Origin of the sequence: Niallia sp. FSL W8-0951 (genome assembly GCF_038006525.1) — a bacterium.
GTDB classification, from domain to species: Bacteria; Bacillota; Bacilli; order Bacillales; family Cytobacillaceae; genus Niallia; species Niallia circulans.
In genome coordinates this window covers 457,887-477,499 of the sequence record NZ_JBBOVK010000001.1, presented here as the reverse complement: position 1 = coordinate 477,499, position 19,613 = coordinate 457,887, and the positions used below count along the sequence as shown (strand labels likewise).

The following is a 19,613-nucleotide window of genomic DNA, read 5'->3' as shown; positions in this document are numbered from 1 at the left end:
CCATCGCTGGCATAATCCAACTAGGTACAAATAGACTCCAGCAAAAATCTATTTTGCCTGAGAGCCTATAAGTGTAAGTGTCTATTTACTATTTCGCGAATTAGATTACTCTCAGCATTACAATTCCATCGATTTCCTTTAATTGCTTAGATAAAAGAGGAACAATCTCATCCGCTACTTGGTTATCAATATCTATCATCGTGTAAGCATATTCGCCACGGCTTCTATTTATCATATCGGCAATATTTAACTGATAGGTAGAAATTACTTGTGTCATTTGACCAACCATATTAGGAACATTTAAATGGAATGCCGTCACCCGACGTTTTCCCGTATAGGGAATAGATGCATTCGGAAAGTTCACAGCGTTTTTCACATTTCCAGTTTCCAAGAAATCCTTTACCTGACGCGCTGCCATTACCGCACAATTTTCTTCTGATTCTCCTGTAGATGCACCAAGGTGTGGAATCGCAATCGTATTTTTCATTTGGAGAACATGTTCATTTGGGAAATCTGTTATATATCGTCCTATCTTCCCATCTTCCAATGCAACAGCCATGTCTATTTCATTTACTAGCTCTCCACGAGAAAAATTCAGAATTTGCGTACCAGGTTTCATTAAGGCAAAAGCCTTTTTATTAAACATTCCCTTCGTGTCTTCCGTTAATGGAACATGAACCGTAATATAGTCAGACTCTGCAAATAATTGATCTAATGTCATTGCTCGCTTAACATTACGTGATAAATTCCAAGCAGTATCGACAGAAAGAAATGGATCATACCCAATAACATCCATATCAAGGGCAAGAGCATCGTTTGCTACCAGAGCACCAATTGCACCTAAACCAATTACACCTAATGTTTTTCCTTTAATTTCATGTCCAACAAATTGTTTTTTACCTGTTTCCACAAGTTTTGGAATTTGATCACCTTCCGAAACAAGTGTTTTGGCCCATGATACTCCTTCAAATAAATTTCGGGAAGAAGCCATTAATGACATGAGCACCATCTCTTTTACGGCATTTGCATTCGCACCAGGTGTATTAAATACAACAATTCCTTTTGCTGTACATTGTTCAACCGGTATATTATTGACTCCTGCTCCTGCACGTGCTATTGCCTTTAAATTATCTCCCAATTCCAACCCATGCATATTAAAGCTGCGCAAAAGAATCGCATCAGGATTGGCACTCGTATCATCCATTGTAAAATTCCCTTTTTTAAATACATTTAGTCCACTTGCTGCAATATTATTTAACGTCTTAATTGTTTTTACTTCTTTAACAGTCGTAGTGCTCATCTCCATTGCTCCCTTTTTCATCAATTATATTCTTTGTAAGCTTGGAACATACTGCTTCCCTTTTTTAACGGAAATAGTAAAAAAAGAAAAAGGCAAGGAGTTCATTCCCTTACCTCTGCCCAGGCGAACGGCATACGACACTATGTGCTCCCCTACGGTTATCCGTATTTCGCCAGTTACACATAGCCTTTAGATTGCCTCCATTCTATCAGACTATTCAGTATTCATCAATTACTAATTTATTATTAATTTTGTTCTTTTCTATGCTTTTTTTAGAACGGTTTACTGATATAACTTATTTTTCTTTATATATTGATAGCACTTTTCTGGCAAAAGATACCTTGGTTCTCCCCCCATTGAAAACTCTTCCCGTATATACGTAGAGCTTATTTCCATGGACAGTCCCTTATCTAACAAGTGAAAGGTCTTCCCATCATCATGATTGCGGAGAAGTGGTGAGCGGCTGATCGTGGAAAGCATATCAACTCCATTTCGGGCCATAACAATAAATCGATTTTCCGCTACCAATTCTTCCCCTTTGGTCCATTTGCCTTGTCCAATATCAACAAGTAAATCGGCTCCCATAATGAAATATACTTCGTCTTCTGGAAATAATTTTTTAAAATAATTCATTGTGTGATACGTATAGATTTCCCAGCCATCTTGCTTCATTTCATAGTCATCGACTGCAAATTTATCATTGTCAGCTATTGCCATATTGACCATCTCTATGCGATGTTCATCAGCTGTTTCCATTGTTTTATCTCTTCTTTTGCTCGAAGAAGGAAGAAAGATAACTTTATCTAACTTACATCGATGAGCAACTGTGCTAGCTGTCCAAAGATGAACATTTGTAATAGGATCAAAGGATGATCCATAAACCCCTATTTTTCTCACATATTTTCCTCCCTTTTAAATTCGGTTCGTCTTCCCCTTCATTTTCTCGATATAATTGCGCTTGTTTTCCCAGCAAGCCTTACTTAAATCAACTGGATACTCTTCCGGATTGAGCGTTCTTTTATATTCATTCCATAACAACTCTAGATTTTCCTCGACCTTTTTTTGAATATCCGTTAATAGTGGTGGAGTTATTTGAATTTGTCCATTCTTTATAACCGGATGATGTAGTTCAATTGCCTGGTAGTTTGTTACCACCTTATTCAAATAAGGATGAACAGGATGAAACATTTTTAAAGGTTCTTGTGTGATAGCTTCAGTTGCGAGGGTAATGTAATCACCTTCTGCATGACCATTTTCCTTATTAATAATTCGATATACCCTTTTCTGCCCTGGTGTGGATATCTTTTCCGGATTTCCAGATAATTTTATTGTATCTCTCATTTCACCTGATTCATTTTCAATGCTTACTAATTTATACACAGCTCCTAATGCTGCCTGATCGAACGCTGTTATCAGCTTTGTGCCAATTCCCCAAATATCAATCTTTGCTCCTTCTGCCTGTAAATTCATAATTGTATACTCATCTAAATCATTCGATGCGATAATTTTCGCATCGTAGAACCCGGCTTCATCAAGCATTGCTCTTGCTTTCTTAGAAAGATAGGCTAAATCTCCACTGTCTAAGCGAATTCCTTTAAAATTAATTTTGTCACCAAATTCCTTTGCTACCTTTATGGCATTGGGTACACCAGAACGAAGTGTATCATATGTATCCACTAAAAAAACGCAGTCTGTATGCGCCTCCGCATATTTCTTAAAAGCTTCATATTCATCTTGATAAGCTTGAACTAATGCATGTGCATGTGTACCAGATACAGGTATGCCAAAAATCTTACCAGCCCTTACATTACTAGTGGCGGAAAATCCCCCGATATAGGCAGCCCTTGTTCCCCAAATCGCCGCATCCATTTCCTGCGCTCTTCTTGTTCCAAACTCCATCGCCGTTTGACTGCCAATAACCTGTTTCATTCTCGCAGCTTTAGTGGCAATAAGTGTTTGATAATTAACAATATTTAATAATGCTGTCTCCACTAATTGTGCTTCTGCAAGTGGAGCTTCCACACGTAGAATAGGTTCATTAGCAAATACTAGCTCTCCTTCTTCCATGCAATAAATGTCTCCTGAAAAAGTAACATTTTTTAGATAATCTAAAAAGTCCTCTTTATAGCCAACTCCACTTCTTAAATAATCAATATCACTATCCGTAAATCGGCAATTTTTTATATAAGATAAAATCCGTTCTAAACCAGCAAAAACGGCAAAGCCATTACCAAATGGCAGCTTGCGAAAATAAAGTTCAAATACAGCTTTTCGTTCATGTATTCCATCTCTCCAATAAGTCTCCATCATATTAATTTGGTAGAGATCGGTATGAAGCATAAGACTGTCATCAGCATATTTCATCTAAAATTTCCTCCTCCAAATAAATTCACTTCTGCATTCAAAAATTATTTATTACCAAAAGGATGTGACAAATCTTTGTATCTTATATAATTATCCTTTTATTCGTCAAATCATTCTTTTTTTAGCAAAGCTTTTCAGATATATAGTATAAAATTTATTTTTAAAAGTAATATAATGAATTTCTTTGTATATCTTTTGCTGTTAAAGTTTAGATGCAATTCAATCACTCTGTCCCTCACTATTGTTCCCTAACCATTAAAAGGATACAAAAAAGCAAGCAGTTCAAAATAACCACTTGCTCGCCTTCACTTCTATTAAAACTTTACTTTTTCTAAAAATAACCCATTCGCTTCTGCCATCATGCCTGTTAGGCTGCGATCCTTTGTTTCCATAATTGCTGGAATAGCATCAGCTTCAATATTTCCTAAGCCAACTTCAATCAATGTACCAACCATTTTTCTGACCATATTATAAAGGAAGCCATCGCCGCTCACGCGAATTTCTATAAATCCGTCAACTTCTTTTATATCAACAAAGTATACTTCTTTCACCATAGACTTTTTCTTTGATTTAGCATTGGAGAAAGCTGTAAAATCATGTTTCCCCACAAAATAGGCAGCTGCTTGTTCCATTTTCTTTAGATTTAATCGTTTCTCTACATGCATGCTATATTTACGCATAAATGGATGGGTATACGATTTATTCCATATTTTATATAAATATGTTTTATCCTTCGCATTATATCTCGCATGAAAGCGATCAGGTACAATCTGTACTTTTGATATACTAATATCATTTGGCAAGTAATGGTTTAAATAATTCATTACTTCTTTTTCCGTCATCTCTTTCTTCATTTTAAAATTGGCAACTTGAGATAAGGCATGTACCCCTGCATCTGTTCGGCTGCAGCCAATAATTTCAATCTTTTCTCCTGCCATTTCTGTTAAGACATTTTCAATTTTCCCTTGAATAGATTGGTCTCCATTTCCCAGACGCTGCCATCCTTTGTAACGTCCACCATCATATTGAATAAGCATTTTATAATTTTTCATTTTTTCTCCTGTTCTTTCCCTCTTTATTTTCTTTATTATAAACAATGTATAAACGCCCTTGTTTACCGCTTTATTAACACGTAATCATCTTACTAACTGAATTCCTTTAAGAAAACATACTCCTTAATGAATATTATCTCATTATACACTATGAATCCTCAAACCTTCATTAGCTAAAAACTCAGTTTATTACAAGAATTATTTCTTTTTTATAAAAAATTATTTTATTTATTTCCTAAATAATAGAAACAATGTTAGAGTATGATATAGCAGTATACTTTAGAAAGAGTTGTAGGTGATCAATGATGATTGAAATTAAAACATCTCCCTTAAGTGATGGAGAATTCAATAGAGGCGTATTTGCTACATGTGATATCAAAAAAGGTACTTTATTCCATGAAGCTCCCGTTGTTCCATATCCTAATGAGCAGCATAAATATATCGAAAGAACCGTGCTAGAAGATTATGTTTATGAATATGGGATTAACCACAGTGCTGTTGTTCTTGGATACGGCATGCTCTTTAACCATTCCTATGAACCAAATGCAACATATGAGATTAATTTTGATAAGCATACATTTGACTATTATGCTTATAAGGATATAAAAGCTGGTGAAGAAATATTAATCAATTATAATGGCGAAGTCGATGATTATGAGCCGTTATGGTTTAATAAAGACAAAGAGAATGAAGATTAAAAAGAAAAAAGACTCGATATCACATCGAGCCTTTTTTCTTTTTCCATTTTGATTCGTATTCCGCTTTTTCCAAATGGACCTCCTTTAATAAACTTACCGTCATTAAGATCATAATAACGGAAAAAGGGAGAGCGGCTATAATCATCATATTTTGTAAACCATCTAATCCCCCTGAATAAAGTAAGACAAGCGAAATAGAGGTAAGTAAGAGTCCCCAAATTACTTTAATTCTATTGCTCGGATTTTGTGTACCATTGGCAGAAAGCATACCTAAAACGAAAGTACCTGAATCCGCTGAGGTAATAAAGAAAACACCAATTAATACAATTGCTAAAATAGATAATACCGCACTAAGAGGAAAATGTTCTAAAAGAGCAAATAATGTTTCTTCCGTTGCGAAGGTGGAAATAGAACCTAATCCCTTATGCTCGATAAACATCGCATTACCCCCAAATACTGTAAACCATAAAAACCCAATTATGGAGGGGATAAATAAGACAAACGTAACAAATTCACGGATTGTTCTTCCTTTGGAAATTCTAGCAATAAAAATTCCAACAAACGGTGACCATGCAATCCACCAAGCCCAGTAAAAAATGGTCCAAGTATTTATCCATTGACGATTTTCACCATTTAAAGGGGAAATCCGGAAGCTCATGCGCACTATATTCTGTAGATACGTCCCCACTGTATCTGTAAATAAATTGAGGATAAAGACTGTATTCCCCAAAATAAATACAAATAAAAATAAGACAAATGCTAGTATCATATTCATATTGCTAAGAATCTTAATGCCTTTCCCTAAACCTGAAACAGCAGAGAGTAAAAATAAGATGGTAACTATTACAATAATAATAAATTGAGTTAAAAAACTAGAAGGAACCCCATAAAGAAAAGAAAGCCCTCCATTAATTTGTACCGCACCGAATCCTAGTGTTGTTGCTATTCCAGTAACTGTCGCAAACACAGCGATAATATCAATGATTCTTCCTAATCTTCCATCCATAGAATTACCTAGTAATGGTTTTAAGGTCGAACTAATTAACGTCTTTCCTCCCTTGCGAAAGGTAGTATAAGCAAGGCTTAATGCCACAATTCCATACACTGCCCATGCATGAATTCCCCAATGAAAATAGGTAAATCTCATAGCATCTTTCATGCCTTGTTCTGTTCCAATCTCATTTGTAGGTGAACTAATTGCATAATGACTAAGTGGTTCCGCAGTCCCGTAAAACACAAGTCCGATTCCCATTCCCGCGCTAAAAAGCATTGCTAACCATACTATTCGAGAAAATTCTGGCTTATCCTCAGGTTTTCCTAATTTAATTCTTCCTACCGGACTTATTAATAAGTATAAACATATTATCACGAAAAACGTAACGACAATTAAATAATACCAGCCAAAAGAATCTGTAATGAAAGATTGTGCATTAGCTGAGGTTTGTTCAAGCGATTCTGGTGCAAATACTCCTATTAATACAATCACTAATAAAATAATTACAGAAACATTAAAGACAAGATGATTTTTAAACTTCATATAATAAATTCTCCTTCTAATAATCGAATACTAATCTATGTAGAATTGCTGCCTAGGTTATTATTATCCTTTATTAGGAGAATTAAACAAACACTATCCCTTTCAGCTTCTTAGAGAGGTGCTATTCTTTTTCCAGGAACTCTACTGGACTCCCTAATTGCTTCTAATACTTGTTGATTCATTACTCCCGTCATAAAATCTGGGAAACCTAATCTTACCTCCCCATTTAGCATTTTGGAGAAATCTTCCCATTCTGTCAAATAGACCGATTTGGGAACATGCATTTTTTTCTCCACAAGTTCACCCGTTTCCTCATTAACTTGAATTAAATAAACGATATCTTCTTCCTTTGTACTTGCATGAAGCGTTCCTTTATCTCCAAAAATCGCTATCTCATGCTGATTTCCTGATCCAATCGCATTTCTAGTTGTTTGAAATGTACCAATAATGCCGTTTTCCATCCGGGCCTGAAAGCTTGCAAAATCATCAATAGCGAATTCTTTCGATTCATTCGAATGCTCTAATTTTCTTTTGGTAATAAAACTTTCCAATATTGCCGATACCTCTTGGAATGGTCCAAATAGATAATGTGCCATATCAATCATATGGGAACCTAAATCTCCTAATACGCCTGTTCCTGTAATGGCAGGATTAAAGCGCCACATATAAGGAGTTTGATACGATGGAGCTCCCCAACCTTGCAGATACTGAATAGAAAAATTTCTTATTTGACCGATTTCCCCTTTTTCCAGCAATACTTTTACAAAGCGAAATGCAGGAGTGTATCGATAACTAAATCCTACCATACAGGGAATAGGTTGTTTTTTATATTTTTCTGCAAGCTGCTGTGCTTCCTCATAATCCAAAGTAAATGGTTTTTCTGTTAAAATAGGCATCTTCCGTTCCATACAATATTCTAAAATAGGTGCGTGAACATTATTAGGGGTGACAGAAACAACTGCATCTATTTTTTGAGAATCAATTAGCTCACGGAAATCTTGATATTGATTTTCTGTTTTAATAGCTAATTGCTCGCCGACTTTTTTTAGTCTTACACGATTCGAATCACAGATTGCCTCTATTTTAAATGTTCCAACATTTTGCAGTCCTTTGATATGAGACTGAGCCATTCCGCCAACGCCAATTATTCCTATTCGTATTACTTCCATTCTACTTCTCTCCTTTTTTATTTTCATATTTTGAAAAAATTCTCTTCAATATAATTGTGTTCAGCAAAGCAAAAATGGAAAATCCCCCGAATGTAAAGAAATAGATACCTGTCATAAAGCCAGTAAAAGACGAAATAATGAAGATTATAGGTAAATAATTAATGATTAATAACAGGACGAGGAAGGGAAAGTGAAATCCTCCCATTAATAAAGAATTCACCATACCTGTTTTTATTGAATCCTCAAATCTAGATAAGTAGGGGAAAATATATAAGATTAATGTACTGTAGAGAAAACCAAAGAAAAGAGTGAGACTCATAAAAATGATTTTCCAAATACCACTTGTGTATACAAGATAATAAATATCGCCAAACAGTATGACAGCAATCCCTATTAAAAGAAACCAAACGAAAGAACTTTGTTTTAGATTCTTTTTAAACGCTTTGATATAACTTCGCCAGACAGATGGATCTTCCCCATTTATTATTTTAAAACTGACTGTATATAAAGCTGTCAGTGAAGCACCTATTGTCACAACAGGGAGAGAAAAAAGAATAAAAATTAAATTTAATAAAAATATATCCACCATTCTCGCTAATTTTCTGCCAATCAGACCATCTATTTGAAAAAGGGAACTCATTTCATTCACCTTCCTTTTCCGAATTAGTCCTATAAAAGTTACCTAGTCTCCATATAGAAGTAACAGCCAGAATATATCAATTCTCTGACTGTTATATTTTTGAACTATTTTAATGATTCTTGATAGCGGTTAAACGCATTGTTTTGAATTTCCATAAATTCATCGTAGCCCATTTTCTTTAATTGACTTATATAGTCATCCCACTCTTTTTCTATGCCACCTTCTACAACCCATTTTGATTGCATGGAATTTACATAGGAAGTTAAATCTACATTTAATGTGTTTAAACGCTGCATTTCTTCTGCCGTAAAACTTACTGTTGGAAATTGCTCTCTTGCATATTCACTTATTTTTTTGTCCAATTCTAACTTCAATCCATCCCCACTGTCTGTAGGCAATGTTACCTTTTCATTAAAACCGTCCTCAATGTACTTTGGACCAAAATCACGGAATGAATTTGTCCAGGCAAAAATATCTGCAGATTCGCCTTCTGGTGCATCCAGTACTTGATATGATCCATCATCCTTCTTCTCTACCCCAATTCCAAAGGAACCATAAAAAGTTTGAATGCTTGCATCCTCTGTATAAAACTTATCCGCCCATTGCAGCAATTTCGCCGGGTCCTTAGCTTGGGTAGTAATTAGTAGTTCATTTCTCGAATATGTTTCTGTATCAGAAATGACATATCTTTCTCCATCCGGACCTTTTAGTGGAGCTAATGGTACATATTCTTCGGCATTTGGACCAAATACAGCATCTGGAGTCCAGCCGAAGGCAACACCTACTAATGCATCGTTTTCATCTTTACGCTTTGCTTCTGCCATTGAATCATCTTGTGTAAACAGTTCCTGATCGATTAAGCCATCCTTGTATGCTTGATGCATCCATGCAATCCCTTCTTTATATTCTTCTTGTGTTGGAATGTAAGAAGGCTTTCCATCTTTTAGCGTCATTAAGCCGGCTTTATCATTACCCTTTGTTACACCAAACGGTAATATAAAGCCATAAATATTCCCCCCATATGGAATTTCATCATTTAAGTCGCCATTTCCATTGGCATCCTTTTCCTTAAATGCTTGAAGAACATGATAGAAATCTTCATACGTATCTGGCATTTCCAAGCCCAAATTGTCTAACCATTTTTGATTAATAAACAACTGATTTCCTGTCAATGGTCTTAAAGGCAATTTCTTAGGCAAGCTATAAATATGACCATCTGGAGAAGTAACTAAAGCTCGCAGAGACGGCTCTTTGTCAAATGCTGCCATTAAATTCGGCATATTTTCGGCAATGAGATCCTCTAGGGGAATAAAGAGACTTTGATTTTGGGCAATATCTCCATCACTTAAAGCAAGTGATCCCCAAAATGCATCTGGTAAATCTCCACCTGCCATTAAAACTGATTTCTTATCCCCCCATTCTGAATTCAAGTAAATATCCCAATCGACATTAATTCCTGCTTCTTTTTCCGTCTCTTCTACAAAGCCTTTTAGAAAATCATCTCCCCAGTCTGACCAGCGGACGGTTGCAATTCGGTATTCTCCATCTTCCTTTTCTGTTGGGTTCGTATTAGCATTACTGCAGCCAACTATTAAGCTACTTGCTAAAACGACACTCAATAACCCTTTCCAGCTTCTCTCTAACATCTTTTCCTTCCCCTCTCTTATTCTTTAATGGAACCAACCATGACACCTTGATTAAAATATTTCTGTAAAAATGGATATAAGCACATAATTGGTGCAGTTGATACAACAATCGCTGCATATTTCATCATTTCAGATAATCTTCTCAATTCCGATGCGAGTTCACCAGATGCAGTACCAAGTAAGGATTCATTGGAAATTAAGATTCTTCTCAACACTAATTGGAGTGGCTGTAAGTCTTCGTTCGAAATATAAATTAATGCATTAAACCATGAATTCCAAATACCAACAGCCGTCCACAATCCAATTACAGCTAAAATGGCTTTTGATAATGGCAGCACAATCGTTAGAAAGTAGCGTATGGTTCCGCAGCCATCAATTTGAGCGGCTTCCCACAATGTATCAGGGATACTATTTTTGAAGAATGTTCGAGCGATAATAATATGAAAGGAAGACACTGCAAAAGGCAATACCATTACCCAAAAGGTATCAAGTAATCCAAAGCCTTTTACGACTAAATAGGTTGGTACCAAGCCCCCGCTGACGAACATAGGAATTAGGATAAAAATAGAAAGCCACTTTTTCCCGAATAAGTCAGACCTTGATAAAGCATATCCGGCAGGAATATTAACAATTATGGCAATAATCGTCCCTGCTGCTGTATAAATAATCGTATTGACATACGATCTCCAAATAATCTCCTGCTTAAATAATTCAATATAGCCATCCAAGCGCCACTCTTTTGGCCAAAACCATACATTCCCATTGGTTACATCTGTTGGATTACTAAATGAAGCAATAATAATAAACCAGAGAGGATATACAATCATTGAAATCATTAAAATAGCAATTGTGTAAACAGCTATGTCAAATAAGCGATCATTCCACCTTTTTTTCCTTTTTAACTTTTTATTGAATTTTTGAATAAGTGTTCCTTCCAATTCTAATGCCCCCCCTCCTACAATAAACTTGTTTTCGTAAGCTTCTTTGAAAGCCAATTGACAAAAAGTAATATGATTACATTAACTACCGTATTAAATAGCCCAATTGCTGTGGAAAGACTATACTGGAAGTTCTGCATCCCCACTTTATATACATAGGTGGAGATAACCTCACTGCCCGTTAAATTTAATGGATTTTGTAATAATAATACTTTTTCGAAGCCAACACTCAAAAGACTGCCGGCACGCAAAATTAATAGAATCATAGCCGTAGGCATAATAAGCGGTAAATCGATATGAATAATTTTTTGAATTCTGCTTGCGCCGTCCATTGTTGCAGCTTCATAATAAGTTGGGTCAATTGCTGACAAGGCAGCCAAAAAAATAATACTATCCCAGCCTAAATGCTGCCATACATCACTCCACACATATACACTGCTAAATAGTGCCGGCTTTGATAACAGGTTCGGCATTTCCATCCCAAATAAAGATAGAACATTTGCGATAAGCCCAGTACTCGGTGATAAAAAAATTAATATCATCCCGCACATTACCATTGTAGAAATAAAATGCGGCAAGTACGTTGTAACTTGAAAAACCTTTTTAAACATGCCAATACGCATTTGGTTACAGAGGATGGCTAAAGCTATCGGCAGAGGAAACCCAACTAACAGACTATATAAACTAATATATAAGGTGTTTTTCACCGTTAAACCAAATTGGTAGGAATGAAAGTACTGGATAAAATGCTTCATTCCAACCCAAGGACTATTCCAAATTCCAAGAGCGGGAGAATAATCCTTAAATGCCATGATAATTCCATACATCGGAATATACGTAAAACAAATTAATAGAATGAGAGTAGGCAGAAGCAACACATATAAGGGCAGACTTTTTTTGATTTGCTTTATGTGTCTTATTTTGTTTGGAATATTTGGTGTTACTTGCGTGTTTTTTTCCGTAGCTATCGTACTTTTCAACTCTTCCACCTCCTTTGTTTGATATAATCATTATATGAAAGCGCATTCAATAAAAATAGAGCTATACCGACCTGAAATAATACTAAACAGGATAGATTTTATCATTCCTTTCTAATTACACGAAGAAATAGCAGTATTCCGTTATTTTTCTGTCTTTTTTATATTTTTCTGACGGAATACTGCTAGAAATAGTTTGACAAATTAATATAATGATAATAAGCATGGGAGATGAGTAAATGGTCCGTTCTATTGATAAAAACCCATCCCGATCGATCAATTACTATTTAAAAGTACTGTTAATCATTATGGTCATTATCTTACTAATCAACATGTTTATTAGCATGTTAACCATCTCCATTACACGAAAACAAAGCATTGAGACGATTACCAATACGGTCAATCTTTATATGGAGAATGTGCGTACCAACTTAAAAGCAGTTGACCACTTTATGATTTGGACGGTCGTGCACGAGCCATTAATTGAAGAAATGGAAGAAAACATGAAGATGGACGAATTCCCCCGAGACTTAACTAATTTTCGAACGCGTATAATTGACTTTCAATACTCGACAGGTAAAGAGTTTCAGTTCTTTCTCGGTCTAAAAAGAGAATCCTTTTTTACCAATGCATCACCAATTAAACTGCCTTATCAAGATTATTTACAAATAAAGAATTACTTTTTCTCTAAAAATGACTCTCTGCATACATATGAAAACTTTAGCACTTGGAAAGCAATAAAAATAAACGGCGCCTTTTATTTTTATCATCTATTAAGCTATGAAAATCGGATTTTTGTTTGCCTAGTTTCTGCTGAAGACCTATTAAAGCCTCTAGAAAACTTTAATTTAGGGAGAAATGGCTCCATCGTAATGAAGCAAGAGAGAAGAACAATTTTAACCACCAATCAGTCAACAGCAAACGACGCAGCATCCTATGACTTTTTTACAAGTAAGTTACGGTTTCAAGAAAAACAAACTTTATTGCCATTTAGTCTACAAATAAACGTAGATCATTTTGGAGCATTTAAACATGTTGTTATTACACAATTCATCTTAATTTTAGCTACCATTGTTATTAGCATTATCTTATTTTTCATTTTGGTTTATATTAAAAATCGGTTAATCTTCCCTATTCAAAAATTCTCTAAAAATCTATCTGAACTAAACAATAGTACCAATATGATTGATTTTGAAAGTAGCAGTATCGTGGAGCTGGAGCAAGCTAACACCCAATTTAAAAACCTTATTCAAGAAATAAAAAAGTTAAAAATTAATATTTATGAACAAGAGCTTGAAAAGAAAAAAATAGAGATGGATTTTTTGCGATTACAGATTAAGCCACATTTTTATATTAATTGTTTATCAAGTATTCACAGTATGGCGGAAATGCAGATGTTTGCAGAAATCAAAAAAATGTCCATTGCTACATCCCGTTACTTTCGCTATCTTTTTCAAACAAATCTCCATTTTGTTTCATTAAAAAGGGAACTGGATCATATCCACGATTATCTTGCTATTCAACAATTATTACACGGACCGACTTTCCAATTTGAAACATCCTTTGCTTTAGACGTGGGGGAAGTACAAATCCCGCCATTGATTCTGCAAACTTTTATTGAAAATAGCATCAAACACGGACATTCAGCTATAAACGACGAGGATACACTTATTATTTCTCTAAACATATCCACTTTGAAAGCTGAACAAAAAATGAATATTACGATAAAAGATAATGGCCCTGGCTATCCATCAGATATACTAGATAAACTCGAAAACCAACTGCCCATTTCAGAAATTAATGGCAGGCAAATTGGAATAAACAATGTCATTCAAAGGCTTCAAATGCTTTATGGGAATAGTTTTTCCATTTCCTTTTCAAACGGAATCGAAAGTGGAACGATTGTTCAATTAGTTATCCCAACTCAATTAATGGAGGAATAAACAATGAATGTCTTAGTTGTAGATGATGATCGCTTTGTCGTTGCCTTATTAAAGGAGAAGGTCAATTGGGAGAATCTAGGAATTGAGCGAGTCTATACGGCCCATAATATCCGCCAAGCAAAGAATATATTTAAAAAACAAAGCATTCATTTGCTTATTTCAGATATTGAAATGCCGCAAGGTAGCGGCCTCGAATTATTGGCATGGGTGCGGCAAGAAGGCTATACAATCCAGACCATTTTCTTAACTAATTTTGCTGATTTTCATTATGCCCAAAAGGCGATTGAGCTTCAGAGCTTTGAATACTATTTAAAACCAATTGAAATCGATAAATTAGAATTCAGTATATTAAAAGCGATTAAGAAAGTAAAAGCCAATCAACAAAGTCAACAGGCCATCCAAGTAGGTCAGTATTGGCAGCAGAACAAACAAAAGCTAGTAGATCATTTTTGGAGTTCATATTTAAGAAACCATGAGTGGCTTCAAGCAGACCTAGAAGAACAATTACTAAAAAATCATTTAAATTATTCTACAGAAGACTATTTTTTGCCCATTTTACTAAATATATTTCCTTATCATATGTCTTTTAAAGAAAACAGCACGCCTATTTTTGAAATAGATAAAGCATTGGTTTCTAAACTAATTGTCCATTTAAACTCTACCCTTAAAGAAAAGCGCTTTTCTTTAGAGAGTATAGTCACCCTTGATATTAATAAAGAAAGCTATGTACTTCTTTTAAAAAAAAGTGATGAACAAACCTCATTCGTTTCATTATGCAAGAACTTAATCCATACGCTTAAGGAGGAGCTGTCAATAGATAGTCGTTTTAGTATTGGTTTTCCTGCTCCGTTAGTCAACATTCAGTCAGCAGTAAAGCAGCTCCAGCGAAAAAGTGACGATATGATTGAGTTTAGAAATTCTGTTCAGCACTTTCTATCTTATGAGATAACAGTCACTAGTTACACAGAACCTAATTTAGCTATTTTAGAGAAGTATCTGCAAAATGGAAACAAACAAAGCTTTTTAGCTAAATGTCGACAGTATTTAATTCACTTGAAAGAATCAAACGCTCTTAATCTTGATGTTTTATGTAATTTCCGTTTGGATATTACACAATTGTTATTTACACACTTAAAAAAGAAGGAAGTGCTTGCACACAAATTATTTGATGGAAATACAAATAACTTTTTACAAACACAATCATTGCGTTCAATCGATGATATGATGATTTATATTACTTACTTAGTTGATATTTCGCTGCAATATGTAGATTTTATTCACTCTCAGAAAACCGTTGTTAATACAATTTGTGACTATATTGATGAACATTATCATGAGAATATTACAAGAGATAATATTGCAAAGATTGTATATTTAAGCCCAGATTATATAGCAAGAATTTTTAAGAAAGAAACTGGACTCTCTCTTGTAAACTATATCATCAAAAAAAGAGTAGACATCGCTAAGGAGCTACTCATTCAAACTACATTACCAGTACATATAATCTCAGATAAAGTCGGATATGGAAATTACTCCTACTTTACCAAACTTTTTAAAAAAGAAACAAATTACACTCCTTTTGAATATAGACGAAAAGAAAAATCCTCCGCTTTATAAACAAAGCTAACCATCAGTATTTTCCCTTACCACTGATGGTTAGTTGCGCTTCCGAACTTTTACATCGAGCACCAAAACATCCAGCTTTCTCAAATTCAGCAGCTTGCGATGATTAGAATTACTGAATGATGATGTTAAGATAAAATTCCGGCCTTATTTGTCTATCTAATACATTAACAAGCTAATAAATTTATCTTCTTTTTCTTTATCATTTAGGAGCTAGTTCTACAGCTTGTCGCATTGCTTCCATTAAGCTTTTTTCATCTGCGATCCCTTTACCTGCGATATCAAATGCCGTTCCATGATCTACGCTTGTTCGAATAATTGGCAAACCAACGGTAATATTCACTCCGGCATCTAATCCTAGTACTTTCACTGGACCGTGTCCTTGGTCGTGATACATTGCTACTACAATATCAAAATCCCCACGTACAGTACGGAAAAATAATGTATCTGCCGGAAGTGGGCCTACTGCTTCTATCCCTTCTTTTTGTGCTCTTTCTACAGCAGGAATTACTTTTTCTTCTTCTTCTCCATAACCAAATAATCCATTTTCACCAGCATGTGGATTAATGCCGCAAACAGCAATTTTCGGATTAGAAATACCTGCCTTTTGTAAAGTATCATGAGCAAGTTTAATAACATGATAGACACGTTCGGGATTAATCATCTTAACCGCATCAAGAATTCCAACATGTGTTGTAACATGAATAACTTTTAAATTCGGAGCAGACAGCATCATAGAGAAATCTTGAGTACCAGTAAGATCAGCTAAGATTTCTGTATGGCCTGGATATTTATGTCCCCCTTTATGCAATGCCTCTTTATTTAATGGTGCTGTACATATTGCATGGATTTTATCTTCTTTTGCAAGCTCAATGGCTTTAGCAAGATATTGAAATGCCGCATTCCCAGCTTCTGGAGCCACTTTTCCTACCGGAAGTGTTTCATCCAATAAATTTAAATCTAAACAATAAACAGTACCATAATCATAGGTTATTTCGTTAATTTCCTCTACGGAAATATTTTGGATAGCTAAATCACTATTAACAAATTGTTTGGCTCTATTCAAAATCTTACTATCACCGATTACCAACGGTCTGCTAATCGTATACATTTCCTCTTTACCGAGACTTTTTAAAATAATCTCTGGACCAACCCCTGCTGCATCTCCCATTGTTATCCCTACAATTGGTTTTACAATACTCATACTATCACCCTTCTATTGTTAATTAAAAACTCTAATGCTTTTATTAATGAATCTTCTTGGCCAAAGCCTCCTGCTTTCGTTACCGCCCAATAGCTTTTCATTTCTGTTCTAATTTTTCCAAAAGGAAGTCCTGGTTCAATTTCCATATATAAATCCATTTCTGTTACTCCCAGCGCACGACATACTGCCTTGGCAGTATCTCCGCCTGTTAAGACTAACCCTTTAATAAAAGGAGCATTTTTTACTATATGGGTTGAAATGATACCCAATCCATTTGATATTGCTTCACTAACATCATTTTTACTTAATCCTAGTATCTTACCTGCTTCAATGGCACGCTTTCTATTGTCATCATCCGCTTCTACATAAAGTACAAAATGGTTGTGTTCTTTATTCTGCTGGATTATTTCCATAAACTCATCCAGCCTATAGCTACCATTTATTAAATCCACAGGGTCAACCTGCATAAAATAAGAATCTTGCAGTCTATCAACCTTATATAATTGTTTTTTCGTTACGGGAGATAAGCTTCCAGATACGATCAAAGTAGTTTGGATTTCCATATCTTCCTGTTCTTTTACTGATGAAGGCATTAAATGCAGCATTCCCGGCAGATATTCTATCAGTCCAGCAGATCCTGCCCAAATAATCGATTTATTTTGCTCAGAAAATAGTTTAGCAATATTTATGAGATCCTCCTCAGATTCGGCATCACAAACAAACCATTTATTCCCTTCCACTAAGGATGATTGTATAAAACTGTTTATCTCCTCTTTAGACTTGTGCCAAACTTCCTTATTAACCAATGTAATTTTCCTGTTATTTTTCGAATTTAAAAGCTTTGGCAAAAACGATTCCTGTACAGGTGTCTTCGGATCATTGGAAAATTCGGTTTCTGTAATGATTTTACCGTCTACAAAATGGTGTCCATTGATGGTTTGACGTCTCATTTTAGGATAGGCCGGCGCAATAACAATCATATCTGGTTTATAAACAGATTCTAGCGCTGCCAGTTCTGCCTCTAAATTGCCTCTTAACGTGGAATCTACCTTCTTATAAATATGTTTATACCCGTTTCTTTTGAGAAAGGATGCTGCCTCTACTACTGCCTTATATGCATCCTCTTCCTCTTTCGCTCTACTGTCCGTATCTACTATTAGAACATCAGAGACCATATCTTTAGATAAATTTTTATAATCAAACACAACACTAGTAGATAATTTTTTTATTGCCAGCTGCACACCAGAATCGTTAGCGCCTGTTAAATCATCAGAAATAATCCCCATTTTGTTTTTCACGTCGAACACATCCTTACCTTACATTTTGATACCTTGTTCCTCAAACTTATATCCTTTTTTTTCTAATCTTTTCACTAAGAAACCTACATAGATTGGAAGCAGTATTGCCGTGGTTACCACCGATGCGGCCACCTGTACTGTTGCAATATCGACCACTGACGCAAAACTAGCATTTGCAGCGGCAATTACAGCAGGTGTAGCAACCGCATTACCAGCTGTGGAGCCCTCAGCAGCTCCAACAATCGGATTCCATTTTAAAAGCTTGAACACATAGTAACCAGCAGTTCCAGTTACAAAAACGGTTAATAAGCCTAGAATAATACCAGCCAAGCCACCTTCAAGAATGGCAGAAAAATTGATGCCCATACCGAGAGAAAAAGCAAAGAATGGAATTAACATAGAACTTCCACTATCTAAGAAATCTCTCATTTTATCATCTAAATTACCTAATACCATCCCAACTATGATCGGAAGAAGCACAGAGATAAAAGAAGTAATAGAAAATAAACCGTCCACAAATCCCATTGCACCAAAAATGGATAGAGCAACCATTGTCAAAAATGGTCCATCATTAAGAGCTAATAAGGAATACGCAGCTCTGTCTTCCTTACTTCCGTATTGCCCAACTAAAGCAACAAATAATCCTCCATTACTGTTTGTCATAGCGGCAATTACTGCAATAGGAGCTAAACCAAACCAAAGACCATTATCTCCAGCAAATAGATACGCTAGTAATCCAAAGGCTGCACCAACAACCCATTTTGTGATTAATAATGTAGCCCCTTTCCCAACAGATACCCCAAATGACTTTACATTTATTTGCGCTCCCGTACACAATAGAAATAATGCAATTAAAGTAGATGATCCATTAACAAATAAAGCCTCTGTAAAATTCCCGATTCTGAGAAGGTTTGGAGCAAATGTATTTAATAGTGCTGCAATTAGCAACGGAACTACCATCATCCCTCCAGGAATCCGTTCTAACGTCTCTTTAATCTTCATAATTTTAACACTCCTTTTTATATGTTTCAATTTTAAACAATAAGTAATCGTTTACAAATAAAATTGTAACTGCTTTCAACTATTACCACAATAGAATTAGTATAAAACGTTGCAAAATGAAACAAAAAAATAAAAAAACTGAAACTGTTATTGTTTCAGTTCAGACTGTAGACAAACTCCTGTATTTTGGAAATAGAAGTTTGAGTAAAGTATATTTATTAA

General features: G+C 35.2%; 16 protein-coding genes and 1 riboswitch. Of the genes, 3 read left to right on the top strand and 13 right to left on the bottom strand.

Features of this window, described 5'->3' with window-relative positions; all coding sequences use genetic code 11:
• Positions 1–100 precede the first annotated feature (100 nt).
• From NSS71_RS02090 to truA, 4 genes are all read right to left on the bottom strand, one after another.
• On the bottom strand, positions 101–1,300 hold the full coding sequence (locus NSS71_RS02090) for a phosphoglycerate dehydrogenase (protein WP_047941575.1): 1,200 nt from the start codon (positions 1,298–1,300) through the stop codon (positions 101–103).
• Positions 1,301–1,410: 110 nt separating this feature from the next.
• Positions 1,411–1,490, bottom strand: a riboswitch (ZMP/ZTP riboswitch).
• Between the two features lie 92 nt (positions 1,491–1,582).
• Positions 1,583–2,197: a nicotinate-nucleotide adenylyltransferase gene (nadD, locus tag NSS71_RS02085; protein ID WP_061799595.1), complete on the bottom strand. Its 615-nt coding sequence runs from the start codon at positions 2,195–2,197 to the stop codon at positions 1,583–1,585.
• A gap of 15 nt (positions 2,198–2,212) precedes the next feature.
• Positions 2,213–3,664, bottom strand: coding sequence for a nicotinate phosphoribosyltransferase (locus tag NSS71_RS02080; RefSeq protein ID WP_061799600.1), 1,452 nt, complete (start codon positions 3,662–3,664; stop codon positions 2,213–2,215).
• 314 nt (positions 3,665–3,978) lie between these two features.
• Complete coding sequence (gene truA, locus NSS71_RS02075) at positions 3,979–4,716, bottom strand: tRNA pseudouridine(38-40) synthase TruA (RefSeq protein ID WP_061799606.1); 738 nt, start codon at positions 4,714–4,716, stop codon at positions 3,979–3,981.
• Between the two features lie 305 nt (positions 4,717–5,021).
• Here truA and NSS71_RS02070 point away from each other — a divergent pair, with 305 nt between their 5' ends.
• Positions 5,022–5,414 (top strand): SET domain-containing protein, encoded by a 393-nt coding sequence (locus NSS71_RS02070; RefSeq protein ID WP_047941571.1) that lies wholly within the window; start codon positions 5,022–5,024, stop codon positions 5,412–5,414.
• A gap of 19 nt (positions 5,415–5,433) precedes the next feature.
• Here the strand turns inward: NSS71_RS02070 and NSS71_RS02065 are convergent, their stop codons facing one another.
• The 6 genes from NSS71_RS02065 to NSS71_RS02040 form a co-directional block, all read right to left on the bottom strand.
• Positions 5,434–6,951, bottom strand: coding sequence for a glycine betaine uptake BCCT transporter (locus NSS71_RS02065; RefSeq protein ID WP_047941570.1), 1,518 nt, complete (start codon positions 6,949–6,951; stop codon positions 5,434–5,436).
• Between the two features lie 110 nt (positions 6,952–7,061).
• On the bottom strand, positions 7,062–8,120 hold the full coding sequence (locus NSS71_RS02060) for a Gfo/Idh/MocA family protein (RefSeq protein WP_047941569.1): 1,059 nt from the start codon (positions 8,118–8,120) through the stop codon (positions 7,062–7,064).
• 1 nt (position 8,121) lies between these two features.
• A complete protein-coding gene (locus NSS71_RS02055) occupies positions 8,122–8,760 on the bottom strand; it encodes a YesL family protein (protein WP_061799610.1) in 639 nt (212 codons plus the stop codon).
• Between the two features lie 104 nt (positions 8,761–8,864).
• A complete protein-coding gene (locus NSS71_RS02050; protein ID WP_047941567.1) occupies positions 8,865–10,406 on the bottom strand; it encodes an extracellular solute-binding protein in 1,542 nt (513 codons plus the stop codon).
• 17 nt (positions 10,407–10,423) lie between these two features.
• A complete protein-coding gene (locus tag NSS71_RS02045) occupies positions 10,424–11,344 on the bottom strand; it encodes a carbohydrate ABC transporter permease (RefSeq protein ID WP_235850429.1) in 921 nt (306 codons plus the stop codon).
• Positions 11,345–11,361: 17 nt separating this feature from the next.
• Positions 11,362–12,324, bottom strand: coding sequence for an ABC transporter permease (locus NSS71_RS02040; RefSeq protein ID WP_217275619.1), 963 nt, complete (start codon positions 12,322–12,324; stop codon positions 11,362–11,364).
• A gap of 236 nt (positions 12,325–12,560) precedes the next feature.
• Between NSS71_RS02040 and NSS71_RS02035 the strand changes: the two genes are divergently transcribed.
• Together NSS71_RS02035 and NSS71_RS02030 are read left to right on the top strand one after the other, a co-directional pair.
• Positions 12,561–14,264: a sensor histidine kinase gene (locus NSS71_RS02035; RefSeq protein ID WP_047941566.1), complete on the top strand. Its 1,704-nt coding sequence runs from the start codon at positions 12,561–12,563 to the stop codon at positions 14,262–14,264.
• Between the two features lie 3 nt (positions 14,265–14,267).
• A complete protein-coding gene (locus NSS71_RS02030; RefSeq protein ID WP_047941565.1) occupies positions 14,268–15,881 on the top strand; it encodes a response regulator transcription factor in 1,614 nt (537 codons plus the stop codon).
• 208 nt (positions 15,882–16,089) lie between these two features.
• Here the strand turns inward: NSS71_RS02030 and pdxA are convergent, their stop codons facing one another.
• From pdxA to NSS71_RS02015, 3 genes are read right to left on the bottom strand one after another with little or no spacing between them, the layout of a single operon-like run.
• On the bottom strand, positions 16,090–17,091 hold the full coding sequence (pdxA, locus tag NSS71_RS02025; RefSeq protein WP_047941564.1) for a 4-hydroxythreonine-4-phosphate dehydrogenase PdxA: 1,002 nt from the start codon (positions 17,089–17,091) through the stop codon (positions 16,090–16,092).
• Positions 17,088–18,389 (bottom strand): four-carbon acid sugar kinase family protein, encoded by a 1,302-nt coding sequence (locus tag NSS71_RS02020; RefSeq protein WP_095321809.1) that lies wholly within the window; start codon positions 18,387–18,389, stop codon positions 17,088–17,090. The genes pdxA and NSS71_RS02020 overlap by 4 nt, the downstream gene beginning before the upstream one ends.
• Before the next feature lie 18 nt (positions 18,390–18,407).
• The gene (locus NSS71_RS02015) at positions 18,408–19,391 is read right to left on the bottom strand and encodes a 2-keto-3-deoxygluconate permease (RefSeq protein WP_047941563.1); all 984 of its coding nucleotides are present in this window, start codon (positions 19,389–19,391) and stop codon (positions 18,408–18,410) included.
• Positions 19,392–19,613: the final 222 nt, after the last annotated feature.

Excerpts from the sequence above, each read along its gene's own strand:
- NSS71_RS02060 (WP_047941569.1), bottom strand. The coding sequence starts at position 8,120 with ATGGAAGTAATACGAATAGGAATAATTGGCGTTGGCGGAATGGCTCAG.
- NSS71_RS02070 (WP_047941571.1), top strand. The coding sequence starts at position 5,022 with ATGATTGAAATTAAAACATCTCCCTTAAGTGATGGAGAATTCAATAGA.
- truA (WP_061799606.1), bottom strand. The coding sequence starts at position 4,716 with ATGAAAAATTATAAAATGCTTATTCAATATGATGGTGGACGTTACAAA.
- NSS71_RS02030 (WP_047941565.1), top strand. The coding sequence starts at position 14,268 with ATGAATGTCTTAGTTGTAGATGATGATCGCTTTGTCGTTGCCTTATTA.
- NSS71_RS02080 (WP_061799600.1), bottom strand. The coding sequence starts at position 3,664 with ATGAAATATGCTGATGACAGTCTTATGCTTCATACCGATCTCTACCAA.
- NSS71_RS02035 (WP_047941566.1), top strand. The coding sequence starts at position 12,561 with ATGGTCCGTTCTATTGATAAAAACCCATCCCGATCGATCAATTACTAT.
- NSS71_RS02090 (WP_047941575.1), bottom strand. The coding sequence starts at position 1,300 with ATGAGCACTACGACTGTTAAAGAAGTAAAAACAATTAAGACGTTAAAT.
- NSS71_RS02050 (WP_047941567.1), bottom strand. The coding sequence starts at position 10,406 with ATGTTAGAGAGAAGCTGGAAAGGGTTATTGAGTGTCGTTTTAGCAAGT.
- NSS71_RS02015 (WP_047941563.1), bottom strand. The coding sequence starts at position 19,391 with ATGAAGATTAAAGAGACGTTAGAACGGATTCCTGGAGGGATGATGGTA.
- NSS71_RS02055 (WP_061799610.1), bottom strand. The coding sequence starts at position 8,760 with ATGAGTTCCCTTTTTCAAATAGATGGTCTGATTGGCAGAAAATTAGCG.
- NSS71_RS02065 (WP_047941570.1), bottom strand. The coding sequence starts at position 6,951 with ATGAAGTTTAAAAATCATCTTGTCTTTAATGTTTCTGTAATTATTTTA.
- pdxA (WP_047941564.1), bottom strand. The coding sequence starts at position 17,091 with ATGAGTATTGTAAAACCAATTGTAGGGATAACAATGGGAGATGCAGCA.